Below are 12379 nucleotides of genomic sequence, written 5' to 3' on the forward strand. Positions count from 1 at the left end.
GCTCTGAGGATGGCCCATGTTCACGGGAAGTATTGTAGCGCTTGTCACGCCGATGGATGAAAACGGTAACGTCTGCCGGACAAGCCTGAAAAAACTGATTGATTACCATGTCGCCAGCGGAACCTCGGCGATCGTTTCGGTAGGGACTACCGGTGAGTCCGCGACGTTGAGCCATGAAGAGCATGGCGACGTTGTGATGATGACGCTTGAGCTGGCCGACGGGCGTATCCCGGTTATCGCGGGGACCGGTGCAAATGCAACCGCAGAGGCGATCAGCCTGACCCAGCGTTTCAACGACAGCGGAGTAGTTGGCTGCCTGACGGTAACCCCTTATTACAACCGCCCGACCCAGGAAGGCCTGTTCCAACACTTTAAAGCCATCGCAGAACACACCGACCTGCCGCAAATCCTGTATAATGTGCCGTCCCGTACCGGCTGCGATATGCTGCCGGAAACCGTCGGCCGCCTGGCGGAAGTAAAAAATATTATCGGTATTAAGGAAGCGACGGGGAACTTAAGTCGCGTTCATCAGATCAAAGAGCTGGTTTCAGACGACTTTATTCTGCTGAGCGGCGATGACGCGACCGGAATGGACTTTATGCAGCTGGGTGGTCATGGCGTGATTTCCGTCACCGCAAACGCTGCGGCGCGTGAAATGGCGGACATGTGCCGACTGGCTCTGGCGGGTCAATTTGCCGAAGCGCGGGCGATTAACCAGCGTCTGATGCCATTGCATACAAAATTATTTGTCGAACCCAACCCTATCCCCGTGAAATGGGCATGTAAGGCGTTGGGTCTTGTGGCGACCGATACGCTGCGCCTGCCGATGACGCCGATTACCGAAGAAGGTAAGAAGGCGGTAACCGCAGCGCTGAAGCATGCCGGTCTGCTGTAAAGTTTAGGGAGATTTGATGGCTTACTCAGTACAGAAGTCGCGCCTGGCGAAGGTTGCGGGTGTTTCATTGGTCCTGCTTCTCGCGGCCTGTAGTTCGGATTCGCGCTACAAGCGTCAGGTTAGCGGCGACGAGGTTTACCTGCAAGCTACGCCGCTCAGCGAGCTTCACGCGCCTGCGGGGATGATCCTGCCGGTTCAGGTTGGCGATTATAATATTCCGGTTGCGACCAGCGCCGGCGCGGTGGGTAAAGCTCTGGACATTCGTCCACCGGCCCAGCCTTTGGCCCTGGTAAACGGCGCACGCACTCAGTTTAATGGCGACACTTCGACGCTGATGGTGGAAAACAGCCGCAGCGGTTCGCTGTGGGCGCAGGTCACCAGCATCCTGCAGTCAAAAAACTACGTCATCACCAAACGTGACGATGCCAGCCAGACGCTGAACACCGACTGGGTGGAGTGGAGTCGCCTCGATGAAGACCAGCAGTACCGTGGTCGCTATCAAATCTCAGTTAAACCGCAGGGCTATCAGCAGGCGGTGGTGGTGAAGCTGGTTAACCTCGAGCAGGCCGGGAAACCGGTATCCGATCCGGCATCGCTGCAGCGCTACAGCACCTCTATGCTGAACGTCATTTCCGAAGGTCTGGACATGAACGCCACCAGCGCGCAGAACGCGGCGCAGAAAAACGCCGGCGCGACCTTCGACGTGCAGAGCGCTGCCGACGATACCGGTCTGCCGATGCTGGTTGTCCGCGCACCGTTTAACCTCGTGTGGCAACGTCTGCCGGGCGCGCTGGAAAAAGCGGGCATGAAGGTGACCGACAGCACGCGCTCTCAGGGCAGCATGGCGCTGACCTACAAGCCGCTGTCTGACAGCAGCTGGCAGGAGCTAGGTGCCCACGATCCGCAGCTGGTTTCAGGTGACTACAAACTGCAGGTCGGCGATCTTGATAACCGCAGCAGCCTGCAGTTCATCGACCCGAAAGGTCATACGCTGACCCAGTCGCAGAATGATGCGCTGGTTGCCGTATTCCAGGCCGCATTCGGTAAGTAATAAACAGGGCTGGAGCAATCCGGCCCTTTTTTCTGTATAGTGACGCAAACGTGTGCGTCGGCAGAAAAACGCAATTTTTATCGTCTATATCTTCACTGGAGTGACAAAGATGAACAAGCAAGCTGAGTTGTATCGTGGTAAAGCGAAAACCGTTTACAGCACCGAGAACCCGGACCTGCTGATACTCGAGTTCCGTAACGATACTTCAGCAGGGGATGGCGCGCGCATTGAACAGTTCGATCGTAAGGGGATGGTGAATAACAAGTTTAACCATTTCATTATGAGCAAGCTGGAAGAAGCCGGCATCCCGACCCAGATGGAAGCGCTACTTTCTGACACCGAGTGCCTGGTGAAAAAGCTGGAGATGGTTCCGGTTGAGTGCGTAGTCCGCAACCGTGCGGCCGGCTCTCTGGTTAAGCGTCTGGGCATCGAAGAAGGTATTGAGCTGAACCCGCCGCTGTTTGACCTGTTCCTGAAAAATGACGCGATGCACGACCCGATGGTCAACGAGTCCTACTGCGAAACGTTCGGCTGGGTGAATAAAAAGAACCTGGCCCGCATGCAGGAGCTGACCTTCAAAGCTAACGATGTGCTGAAAAAGCTGTTTGACGACGCGGGCCTGATCCTCGTCGACTTCAAGCTGGAGTTTGGCCTGTTTAAAGGCGAAGTGGTGCTGGGCGATGAGTTCTCGCCGGATGGCAGCCGCCTGTGGGATAAAAATACCCTCGATAAAATGGACAAAGACCGCTTCCGCCAGAGCCTCGGCGGCCTGATTGAAGCCTACGAAGAAGTGGCCCATCGCCTTGGCGTTAAGCTCGACTAAACCTCCCTTCGCCAGAAGGTAGCTCTACCTTCTGGCGCTCTTCTTGTTGTTTCCAGTGGTAATCCTGCGCCGAACCGCCTACGATCTCTCATATTCGACAACTTGATGGATTGAGGTGCCTATGCGCTGGCAAGGACGTCGCGAAAGCGACAATGTAGAAGATCGACGTAATGATTCCGGCTCGCCCTTGGGCGGAGGCGGCGGTGGCTTCCGTCTTCCCAGCGGGAAGGGCGGTATCGTCCTGCTGATTATCGTGCTGGTTGCGGGCTATTACGGCGTGGATTTGACCGGCATGCTGACCGGAGAGCCCGTTTCACAGCAGCAAACCACCACCCAACGCTCTGTCAGCCCGCAGGAAGAGCAGGCCGCGAAGTTTACCAAGGTGATTCTTGCGGATACCGAAGATACCTGGGGCGCTATCTTCCAAAAGATGGGCCGTCAGTACCCGCAGCCGAAGCTGGTGCTCTATCGCGGCGCGACGCGGACCGGCTGCGGTACCGGCCAGTCCGTTATGGGGCCGTTCTACTGCCCGGCTGATAGCACGGTCTACATCGATCTCTCGTTCTACGATGAGATGAAAAACAAGCTCGGCGCGGACGGCGATTTTGCTCAGGCCTACGTGATTGCTCACGAGGTCGGGCATCACGTGCAGAAGCTGCTGGGCATTGAATCCAAAGTGCGTCAGCTGCAGCAGCACGCGTCGCAGGCTGAAGTTAACCGCCTGTCGGTGAAAATGGAGCTGCAGGCCGACTGCTTTGCCGGCGTCTGGGGTCACAGCATGCAGAATCAGGACGTTATGGAAACCGGCGATCTGCAGGAAGCGCTGAATGCCGCAGAGGCCATTGGTGACGACCGTCTGCAGCAGCAAAGCCAGGGGCGCATCGTCCCGGACAGCTTTACCCACGGTACTTCGCAGCAGCGCTATACCTGGTTTAAGCGCGGTTTTGACAGCGGAGACCCGGCGCAGTGCAATACGTTTGGTAATGCGCTCTGATCGCCGCTGTAAATGGATGAATTACTTAACCTGACGGCCCGGATGGCGCAGCAGGGCATTCGTCGCCTGCTGGTGCTCAGCGGCGACGAAGCGTGGTGCCTGCAGCAGGCGCTGGCGCTGCGTGAACGGCTGGCCGGGGACGGTCTGTGGATCTCCCCCCAGCCGATGCCGGCGCCCTCGGGTTCTCCCGGCGCCCTGAAGTCTCTGCTCGGACGCGAATACCAGCACGCTTTCTTTGACGCCCGCAGCGGCTTCGACGTGGCGGCGTTTGCCGCTCTGTGCGGCACGCTGCGCGCCGGAAGCTGGCTGGTGCTGCTGACCCCTCCTTTTGCATGCTGGCCGACGCAGCCGGACGCGGACTCGCTGCGCTGGAGCGATGCGCCGGACCCCATCCCAACCCCCAACTTTGTGCAGCGCTTTTGCCGGCTGGCCGCAGCGGCTAAAGAGGCGCTGGTCTGGCGGCAGGGCGAGGCGCCGCGCCTGCCGGATGCCGCGCCTCGCCCTCTGTGGCATCCAGCCGATGGCCGGCCCCTGGCCGAACAGGCGGCCGTCCTTGCCGACCTGGCCGCTCTCCCTCCCGGCATTGCCGCGGTAACCGCCGAGCGCGGGCGGGGGAAATCGGCGCTGGCGGGAATGCTGATTCGACAGCTGGGAGGCGATGCGATCGTGACCGCCCCCGCGCGCGGCGCCACGGACGTTATCGCGGCGTTTGCCGGGGAGCATTTCCGTTTTATGGCCCCCGACGCGCTGCTGGCGTCCGAGGTTAACGCCTCGTGGCTGATCGTTGACGAAGCGGCCGCCATTCCCGGGCCGCTGCTGCGCCGGCTGGTGGCGCGCTTCCCGCGTACTCTGCTGACCACAACCGTACAGGGGTATGAAGGAACCGGCCGCGGTTTTTTGCTTAAATTTTGTTCTGGATTCACTCAGCTGCGCCAGTTTAGCCTCTCTGCGCCCGTGCGCTGGGCGCCTGGCTGCCCGCTGGAGGCGCTGGTGAGCGAACTGCTGCTATTTGGTGATGAGTCCTTTATGCATCCACCGCAGGGCCAGGCGGTGCTGGAAACGGTACATCAGGCCAGCTGGCGGCTGCGGCCGTCCCTGCCGGAGGCGATGTATCAGCTCCTTTCCGGCGCGCACTATCGTACGTCGCCGCTGGATTTACGCCGGATGATGGACGCTCCCGGGCAGCGGTTTATCTGCGCGCGTGCCGGGAGCCACGTTGCCGGAGCGCTGTGGCTGGTAGAGGAGGGCGCTCTTGCCCCCGCTCTCAGTCAGGCGGTGTGGGCGGGATACCGCCGCCCGCGCGGTAATCTGGTGGCCCAGTCGCTGGCGGCGCACGGCGGCACTCCGCTGGCCGCTACGCTGGTGGCGCGACGGATCGGCCGCATTGCCGTACATCCGTCGCGCCAGCGCGAAGGGTTAGGCCAGGCGCTGGTGGCGAGGGCCGTGGCCGAGGCGGAGGGGCTTGACTACCTCTCGGTGAGCTTCGGCTATACCGCCGAGCTCTGGCGCTTCTGGCAACGCTGCGGTTTTACCCTGGTGCGTCTCGGTACCCACCGTGAAGCGAGCAGCGGCTGCTATACGGCGATGGCGCTGTATCCGTTAACGCCTGCGGGCATCCGCTTACGCCAGCAGGAGCTGGCGCGGCTGCGGCGCGATGAGTATTGGCTGCGCGCATGGCGGGAAGAGGCGCTGCCGCTGCCGGTTGTCGAGGCTGCTATGCTGACGGAAGAGGACTGGCTCGAGGCCGCCGGATTCGCCTTTGCCCACCGCCCGCTGCAGGCGACGATTGGCTGTCTGAACCGCCTGCTGCTGCGGGTCGATCTGGCGCTTCCGGCCCTGCGCGCCCGCCTGCGGCGACAGGATGAGGCCGAACTCTGCGCTTCTCTGCAGCTGGCCGGACGCAAAGCGCTGCTGGCAAGGTTACGCGAGGAGGCGGGGCAGGCGCTGTTCAGCCTAGATGCGGCCCGCGCCGATGAGCTGCGTCAGCGGGTTGAGCAACTGCAATTTTTTTAACTAACTCATTCAGTTAAATGTCATGGTCATATTTTATCTGCGGCGTAAACTGCCCGCGTAGACAAAGGAGAAAGCCATGAAACACGATCATTTTATTGTTCAAAGCCCTGTGACACCTGCTCAGCAGCTGCTGTTGCTGTTTCATGGCGTCGGTGATAATCCGGTTGCAATGGGGCAAATCGGCAGCCTGTTCGCGCCGCAGTTCCCGGATGCGTTAATCGTCAGCATCGGCGGCGCCGAGCCGTGCGGCCCGGCACCCGGCCGTCAGTGGTTCTCCGTGCAGGGGGTGACCGAGGACAACCGGCAGGCGCGTATTGACGCCATCATGCCGACCTTTATTGAGACGGTGCGCTACTGGCAGAAGCAAAGCGGCGTGCCTGCGCAGGCAACGGCGCTGATTGGCTTCTCGCAGGGGGCGATTATGTCGCTGGAAAGCATCAAGGCCGAGCCGGGACTGGCTTCGCGGGTGATCGCCTTTAACGGGCGCTACGCCACGCTGCCGCAGTCGGCGACAACGGCGACCACCGTGCACCTGATCCACGGCGGCGAGGATCGGGTTATCGATCTGGCGTGGGCCGTCGCGGCGCAGGAGGCGCTGGTGCAGGCCGGTGGCGACGTGACGCTGGATATCGTTGAGGATTTGGGACACGCGATTGACGATCGCAGCATGCAGTTTGCGCTCGAGCGTCTGCGCTATACCGTACCGAAGCACTATTTCGACGAAGCGTTAAGCGGCAGCACGCCGAAAGATGACGATATTATCGAACTGCTGTGATCCGGAGATAGCTGGCCCGGATAAGGCGTATGACGCCGTTATCCGGGAGATCCCCCGGCGAGGTGACGTTCACCGGGGAGACCGCGCGTCGAACCTACTTCTTCGACGAGTCGTTCTTCGGCCAGTCGTCGTCATCATCCCACTTATCGTTGCAATCACGATGGGGGGGAAGGTCCGGCTTGTTGGCGAGAAATTTTTTGTGGTCGACGCGATTAAGGTCCTTAATCACGTTAATCATGACGCCCACTAAAAAAACTAACACCAGAACCCACCAGTATTTACTTAGCCATTCCATGCTGCTTCCTCTTTCATACCCGCCATCGTTCAGGGTATCTGTCGATGTTGTCAGGCGACCAGTTGTTCCATGATCCGTTGATACATCCGCGCCAGCAGCTGCAGGTCGGCGGCGTTCACGCACTCGTTAATTTTGTGGATCGTGGCATTCACCGGCCCCAGCTCAACCACCTGTGCTCCCATGCGAGCGATAAACCGCCCGTCGGAGGTGCCGCCGTTGGTCAACAGCTGCGGTTTGATCTCATTATAGTGCTCAATGGCATTCACCACCGCTTCAACCAGCTTACCGCGGCCGGTCAGGAACGGCTGGCCGGAGAGCCACCAGTCGAGGGTGTAGCGCAGCTGGTATTTTTCCAGCAGCTCTACAACCCGGGCTTTGATCATCTCGTCGGTCAGCTCGGTGCTGAAGCGGAAGTTGAACTGAACGAACATGTCGCCCGGAATCACGTTATTGCTGCCGGTTCCCGCCTTGACGTTGGCAATCTGCATGCTGGTCGGCGGGAAGAACTCGTTGCCTTTGTCCCATTCGATTCCCACCAGCTCGGTGAGCATCGGCGCGGCGCGGTGCACCGGATTATCCGCCAGATGGGGATAGGCGACGTGGCCCTGCACGCCGTGGATGGTTAAATTGCAGGTTAGCGAGCCGCGGCGGCCGTTCTTCACCACGTCCCCGACCACTTCGGTGCTGGAGGGTTCGCCCACCAGGCAGTAATCGAGGCGCTCTTTGCGGGCCATCAGGGCTTCGACGACTTTCACCGTGCCGTTGTGGGCGCTGGCTTCTTCATCTGAGGTGATCAAAAAGGCCAGCCGACCTTTATGGTTCGGGTACTGGGCGACAAAACGCTCGGCGGCGACCACCATCGCGGCCAGCGAGCCTTTCATGTCCGCCGCACCGCGGCCAAACAGCATGCCGTCGCGAATAGTCGGTTCAAACGGTGGGTTAATCCACCGGTCAGCGTCGCCCGCCGGGACAACATCGGTATGACCGGCGAAGGCCAGGGTTTCGCCGCGTCCGCGCCAGGCCCAGAAATTTTGGGTATCGCCGAAATCCATCGGTTCAACGGTAAAACCAATCGCACGCAGACGTTCAATCATTAACGCCTGGCATCCCGCATCATCGGGGCTGAGGGAAGGGCGGCGAATAAGCTGCTGAGCCAGCTCAATGACCGGGCAAGACATAGACTATACCTCGTTAACAAGCTTCTTATATGTGAGTTCACTGAAGCCCAGCAGCATAGGCTGACCGGGCGCGCAGAGCAATGGGCGTTTGATGATCGCCGGCATTTCGAGCATCAGCCCGGCGGCGGCATCGGCGTTATCGATGCGGGAGCGGACCGATTCATCCAGCTTACGCCACGTGGTGCCGCGGGTGTTGAGCAGGGCTTCCCAACCCAGTTCAGCAATAAACGTATCTAATAATTCACGCTCCAGCCCGTCGACGCGATAATCATGGAAGCGGTATTCAACCTGGTTAGCCTCCAGCCAGCGGCGGGCCTTTTTAACGGTGTCGCAGTTTTTTATCCCGTACATGGTCAGCATAATGAAACCTTTTTCATTGAATTAAGCGCGGAACGCAGATTTTTCCGAATATACTCACGCCGTACCCGGCGGCCTGTCCGTTAGCATCCTGAAACTTGAGTTATTTCGGGTATATATAAGCCGATAGGGAATAATACGTGAATCGCTTTAATAAATGTAATTTTTTGCCGGCAATATATAACCATGCTTATAGGTTGGTTAAATATTCATCTCTTACGCAGGATTGTGACGACGCTCGCGCGCTGAAATTCTGGCCTCTTCCGCCGTAGACGGTCAATGCCTGAGGACGAGTCTGATATTGCAAAATATTGCTATGTATCACATTAAATTTACACTGGCAGGGTCATAGTAGCTGCAAATCAGCGATAGCTATCCTGACAGTGGCCATCAAGCAATCAAAGCGATAGTGGCAAACAACTTCCCATAACCGATGAATTTACATAAAATCACCCATAATAATAAGAGAGGCTATTATGATTGAACATGAACTAGGGAACTGGAAAGATTTTATCGAAGGCATGCTTCGTAAATAAATTCCGCAATGTGAGCAGGGTATTCCAACTGCTAAAATAACGATGCAGTGGATCTGAACACATAAAAAAGGCGACGCTTCTGGTCGCCTTTTTTGTTATTCCAGCGCGACGATACGGCCTCGCGCCGGCCGCAGGTTATTGCGGGCGTTCTTTTAGCGGGAAGCGGCGTCGCACCAGCACAAAGAACAGCGGCACGAAGAAGATGGCGAGAACGGTGGCGGAGATCATGCCGCCCATCACCCCGGTGCCGACCGCGTGTTGACTACCTGAACCTGCGCCGGTGCTGGTCGCCATCGGCAGCACGCCGAAAATAAAGGCCAGCGAGGTCATCAGAATCGGCCGCAGGCGCTGACGACAGGCTGAGAGCGTAGCAGCCAGTAAGTCTTCTCCTTTCTCATTGAGCTCATTGGCAAACTCGACGATCAGAATGGCGTTCTTCGCCGACAGGCCGATAACCGTCAGCAGCCCTACCTGGAAGTAAACATCGTTCTCAAGACCGCGCATCCAGGTTGCCAGCAGGGCGCCGATGACCCCCAGCGGCACCACCAGCATCACGGAGAACGGTACCGACCAGCTCTCATACAGCGCCGCCAGGCACAGGAAGACCACCAGCAGCGAGATGGCGTACAGCGCCGGGGCCTGGGCACCGGATAAGCGCTCCTGATACGACATCGCCGTCCACTCGAGGCCGAAGCCGTTCGGCAGCTGCTGCGCCAGCTCTTCCATAATCGTCATCGCCGTACCGGTACTGACGCCCGGCGCGGCTTCGCCGACGATTTCGACCGCCGAGTAGCCGTTATAGCGCTCCAGGCGCGGCGAGCCGGTTTCCCAGCGCGAGCTGGCAAACGCCGAGAAGGGCACCATCGTGCCGCTGCTGTTGCGCACGTACCACAGATTAATATCGTTCGGCAGCATGCGATATTTTGCCTCCGCCTGGACGTAGACTTTTTTCACGCGGCCGCGGTCCATAAAGTCGTTCACGTAGCTCGAACCCCAGGCGGTTTGCAGCGTATCGTTGATGTCATCAATCGATATGCCCAGCGCCTGCGCTTTGCGCTGATCGATATCAATCTGCAGCTGCGGGCTATCGTCAAGGCCGTTGTGGCGCACGCGGGTCAGCTGAGAATTGTTGGCGGCCAGCTCCAGCAGGGAGTCGCGGGCGGCCATCAGCGCATCGTGTCCGTTGCCGGCGTGGTCTTCGAGCTCCATATCGAAGCCGGCAGAGCTGCCCAGCCCGCTGATGGCCGGCGGGCTGCTGGCAAAGACGCGCGCCTCTTTAATTTTGTTAAACGCTTTAGTCGCCCGTTCGATAATGGCGAAGGCAGAACCGCTGGTGGGGTCCCTGTGGTCCCAATCCTTCAGGCGCACGAACATTCGCGCCACGTTCTGGCCGTTTCCGCCCGGGCCGGAGCCGATGGTGGCGAACACCGATTCGACGTTGGCCTTCTCGTTATTGAGGAAGTAGTCTTCGGCTTTCTGCACCACCTTCAGCGTCTGCTGCTGCGTAGCGCCGGCGGGAAGCTGCACCGAGGTGGTGAACATCCCGCGATCTTCCTGCGGCAGGAACGAGGTCGGTAGGTGCATAAACAGAAACACCATCCCGCCCAGCAGCAGGACGTAGATCATTATCCAGCGCAGCGAACGGTGCAGAATTTTACCGACCGAAGATTCGTAGCGGCTGGCGTTACGATCAAACATGCGGTTAAACCAGCCAAAGAAGCCTTTCTGCCCGTGCAGTTCGCCTTTATGAATTGGTTTGAGCAGGGTGGCGCACAGCGCCGGGGTGAGGATCATCGCCACCAGCACCGACAGCACCATCGCGGAAACAATGGTGATTGAGAACTGGCGGTAAATGGCGCCGGTGGTGCCGCCGAAGAAGGCCATCGGTATGAACACCGCCGACAGCACCATAGCGATGCCCACCAGCGCGCCCTGGATCTGCCCCATCGATTTGCGGGTCGCTTCCCGGGGCGAGAGCCCCTCCTCGCTCATGATACGTTCGACGTTCTCCACCACCACGATGGCGTCATCCACCAGCAGGCCGATCGCCAGCACCATAGCAAACATCGTCAGGGTGTTGATGCTGTAGCCGCAGGTATAGAGCACCGCGAAGGTGCCCATTAAAACGACCGGGACGGCAATGGTTGGGATCAGCGTGGCGCGGAAGTTTTGCAGGAACAGGTACATCACCAGGAACACCAGCGCGATCGCTTCAATCAGCGTTTTCACCACGTCGGTAATCGATGCCTTAACGAACGAGGTGGTCTCGTAGGCGATTTTGTACTCCAGGCCATGCGGGAAATACTGCGAAAGCTCGTCCAGGCGGGTAATTACCCGTTCGGCTGTTGCCATTTCGTTGGCGCCGGAGGCGAGCTTAATGCCCAGCCCCGATGCCGCCTGGCGGTTATAGCGGCTGAGGTAATCGTATTTTTCGGCCCCCATCTCAACGCTGGCAACGTCACCGAGCGTTACTTCCGAGCCATCCTGATTAACGCGCAGCGTAATATCGCGGAACTGCTCCGGCGTCTGCAGCAGCGACTGGGCGTTGATGGTGGCGTTAAGCGCCTGCTTATCAACCGACGGCGTGCCGCCCAGCTGGCCTACGGCAATCTGGGCATTCTGCGATTCGATGGCGTCGGTGACGTCTTTCGCCGTCATCTGGTAGCTGTTGAGCTTCGCCGGATCGAGCCAGATACGCATTGAGTACTGGGAGCCATAGGCATCGATATCGCCGACGCCGTTGACGCGGCTTAGGGGGTCCTGGACGTTACTGGCGACGTAGTCGGCAATATCCTGCTTATCCATGCTGCCGTCGGTGGAGACGAAAGCGAGGGTCAGTATGTTGGTATCGCCGGTTTTACGCACCGTGACGCCCTGATTTTGCACCGCCTGCGGCAGTTTACGCATCGCCGACTGCAGCTGGTTTTGCACCTGCTGCACCGCTTCATCGGGGTCGGTTCCGGCGGTAAAGCTCAGGGTGACCGTCGCCTGGCCGGTGGCGCTGCTCTGCGATGACATGTACATCAGGTTATCGAGGCCGGTCATATTCTGCTCGATAACCTGGGTGACGGTATTCTCCAGCGTTTGCGCGGAGGCGCCGGGGTAGTTGGCGGTGATCCGCACGTTCGGCGGCGCCAGCTCGGGATATTGCTCAACGGGAAGCGATAAAATCGCGAGCGTTCCGGTCAGGCACAAAAGAATTGCCAGTACCCACGCAAAAATGGGGCGATCGATAAAGAAATTCGCCATCAGGATTAGGACCTCATTTTGTACATTTTTTGTTATTGCACAGCCTGTGACACTCTAGCGGTAAGCCTGCAGGCAATCGTGGAGAAATTAAGGAGATAGTGTAATTTATCGTGTGCCTTTTACGGCACGGTAAAGAAGTGTTCTGCCTCTTTACCCAAGGCCTGCTCATGGCGCTACCCTTTCGCAATTGATGCCGGAAGTAAACACGTTTTA

Annotated in this window: 11 protein-coding genes; 7 read left to right on the plus strand and 4 right to left on the minus strand. The window is 58.8% G+C overall.

Annotation, left to right across the window (positions count from 1 at the left end; all coding sequences use genetic code 11):
• Window positions 1-16 precede the first annotated feature (16 nt).
• The 6 genes from dapA (at window position 17) to ypfH (ending at window position 6551) form a co-directional block, all read left to right on the plus strand.
• Entirely contained in the window at window positions 17-895 is an 879-nt protein-coding gene (gene dapA, locus QFI97_RS08455) for a 4-hydroxy-tetrahydrodipicolinate synthase (RefSeq protein ID WP_095100364.1), read from the plus strand.
• A 16-nt stretch (window positions 896-911) separates the two neighbouring features.
• Window positions 912-1946, plus strand: coding sequence for an outer membrane protein assembly factor BamC (bamC, locus tag QFI97_RS08460; protein WP_095100366.1), 1035 nt, complete (start codon window positions 912-914; stop codon window positions 1944-1946).
• A gap of 109 nt (window positions 1947-2055) precedes the next feature.
• The gene (purC, locus tag QFI97_RS08465) at window positions 2056-2769 is read left to right on the plus strand and encodes a phosphoribosylaminoimidazolesuccinocarboxamide synthase (RefSeq protein WP_095100368.1); all 714 of its coding nucleotides are present in this window, start codon (window positions 2056-2058) and stop codon (window positions 2767-2769) included.
• A gap of 121 nt (window positions 2770-2890) precedes the next feature.
• Window positions 2891-3763 carry a KPN_02809 family neutral zinc metallopeptidase gene (ypfJ, locus tag QFI97_RS08470; protein WP_095100370.1) on the plus strand — a complete coding sequence of 291 codons (873 nt, stop codon included), beginning with the start codon at window positions 2891-2893 and terminating at the stop codon, window positions 3761-3763.
• A 12-nt stretch (window positions 3764-3775) separates the two neighbouring features.
• A complete protein-coding gene (locus tag QFI97_RS08475; RefSeq protein WP_346430931.1) occupies window positions 3776-5776 on the plus strand; it encodes a tRNA(Met) cytidine acetyltransferase TmcA in 2001 nt (666 codons plus the stop codon).
• A gap of 76 nt (window positions 5777-5852) precedes the next feature.
• On the plus strand, window positions 5853-6551 hold the full coding sequence (ypfH, locus tag QFI97_RS08480) for an esterase (protein WP_346430932.1): 699 nt from the start codon (window positions 5853-5855) through the stop codon (window positions 6549-6551).
• Window positions 6552-6645: 94 nt separating this feature from the next.
• Here the strand turns inward: ypfH and QFI97_RS08485 are convergent, their stop codons facing one another.
• Genes QFI97_RS08485 through QFI97_RS08495 form a run of 3 tightly spaced genes read right to left on the minus strand, consistent with a single transcriptional unit; the run spans window position 6646 to window position 8384 of the window.
• Entirely contained in the window at window positions 6646-6846 is a 201-nt protein-coding gene (locus tag QFI97_RS08485) for a YpfN family protein (RefSeq protein WP_095100377.1), read from the minus strand.
• 50 nt (window positions 6847-6896) lie between these two features.
• The gene (dapE, locus tag QFI97_RS08490) at window positions 6897-8024 is read right to left on the minus strand and encodes a succinyl-diaminopimelate desuccinylase (RefSeq protein WP_095100379.1); all 1128 of its coding nucleotides are present in this window, start codon (window positions 8022-8024) and stop codon (window positions 6897-6899) included.
• 3 nt (window positions 8025-8027) lie between these two features.
• Window positions 8028-8384 carry an ArsC family reductase gene (locus tag QFI97_RS08495; protein ID WP_346430933.1) on the minus strand — a complete coding sequence of 119 codons (357 nt, stop codon included), beginning with the start codon at window positions 8382-8384 and terminating at the stop codon, window positions 8028-8030.
• A gap of 473 nt (window positions 8385-8857) precedes the next feature.
• Between QFI97_RS08495 and ypfM the strand changes: the two genes are divergently transcribed.
• The gene (gene ypfM / locus QFI97_RS08500; protein WP_100181659.1) at window positions 8858-8917 is read left to right on the plus strand and encodes a protein YpfM; all 60 of its coding nucleotides are present in this window, start codon (window positions 8858-8860) and stop codon (window positions 8915-8917) included.
• 135 nt (window positions 8918-9052) lie between these two features.
• Here ypfM and acrD read toward each other — a convergent pair whose 3' ends face one another.
• Window positions 9053-12166, minus strand: a complete 3114-nt coding sequence (gene acrD, locus QFI97_RS08505; RefSeq protein ID WP_095100382.1) for a multidrug efflux RND transporter permease AcrD — start codon at window positions 12164-12166, stop codon at window positions 9053-9055.
• Window positions 12167-12379: the final 213 nt, after the last annotated feature.

Source organism: Klebsiella scottii, assembly GCF_036561945.1.
GTDB classification, from domain to species: Bacteria; Pseudomonadota; Gammaproteobacteria; order Enterobacterales; family Enterobacteriaceae; genus Klebsiella; species Klebsiella scottii.

Excerpts from the sequence above, each read along its gene's own strand:
- dapA (WP_095100364.1), top strand. The coding sequence starts at position 17 with ATGTTCACGGGAAGTATTGTAGCGCTTGTCACGCCGATGGATGAAAAC.
- bamC (WP_095100366.1), top strand. The coding sequence starts at position 912 with ATGGCTTACTCAGTACAGAAGTCGCGCCTGGCGAAGGTTGCGGGTGTT.
- purC (WP_095100368.1), top strand. The coding sequence starts at position 2,056 with ATGAACAAGCAAGCTGAGTTGTATCGTGGTAAAGCGAAAACCGTTTAC.
- ypfJ (WP_095100370.1), top strand. The coding sequence starts at position 2,891 with ATGCGCTGGCAAGGACGTCGCGAAAGCGACAATGTAGAAGATCGACGT.
- QFI97_RS08475 (WP_346430931.1), top strand. The coding sequence starts at position 3,776 with ATGGATGAATTACTTAACCTGACGGCCCGGATGGCGCAGCAGGGCATT.
- ypfH (WP_346430932.1), top strand. The coding sequence starts at position 5,853 with ATGAAACACGATCATTTTATTGTTCAAAGCCCTGTGACACCTGCTCAG.
- QFI97_RS08485 (WP_095100377.1), bottom strand. The coding sequence starts at position 6,846 with ATGGAATGGCTAAGTAAATACTGGTGGGTTCTGGTGTTAGTTTTTTTA.
- dapE (WP_095100379.1), bottom strand. The coding sequence starts at position 8,024 with ATGTCTTGCCCGGTCATTGAGCTGGCTCAGCAGCTTATTCGCCGCCCT.
- QFI97_RS08495 (WP_346430933.1), bottom strand. The coding sequence starts at position 8,384 with ATGCTGACCATGTACGGGATAAAAAACTGCGACACCGTTAAAAAGGCC.
- acrD (WP_095100382.1), bottom strand. The coding sequence starts at position 12,166 with ATGGCGAATTTCTTTATCGATCGCCCCATTTTTGCGTGGGTACTGGCA.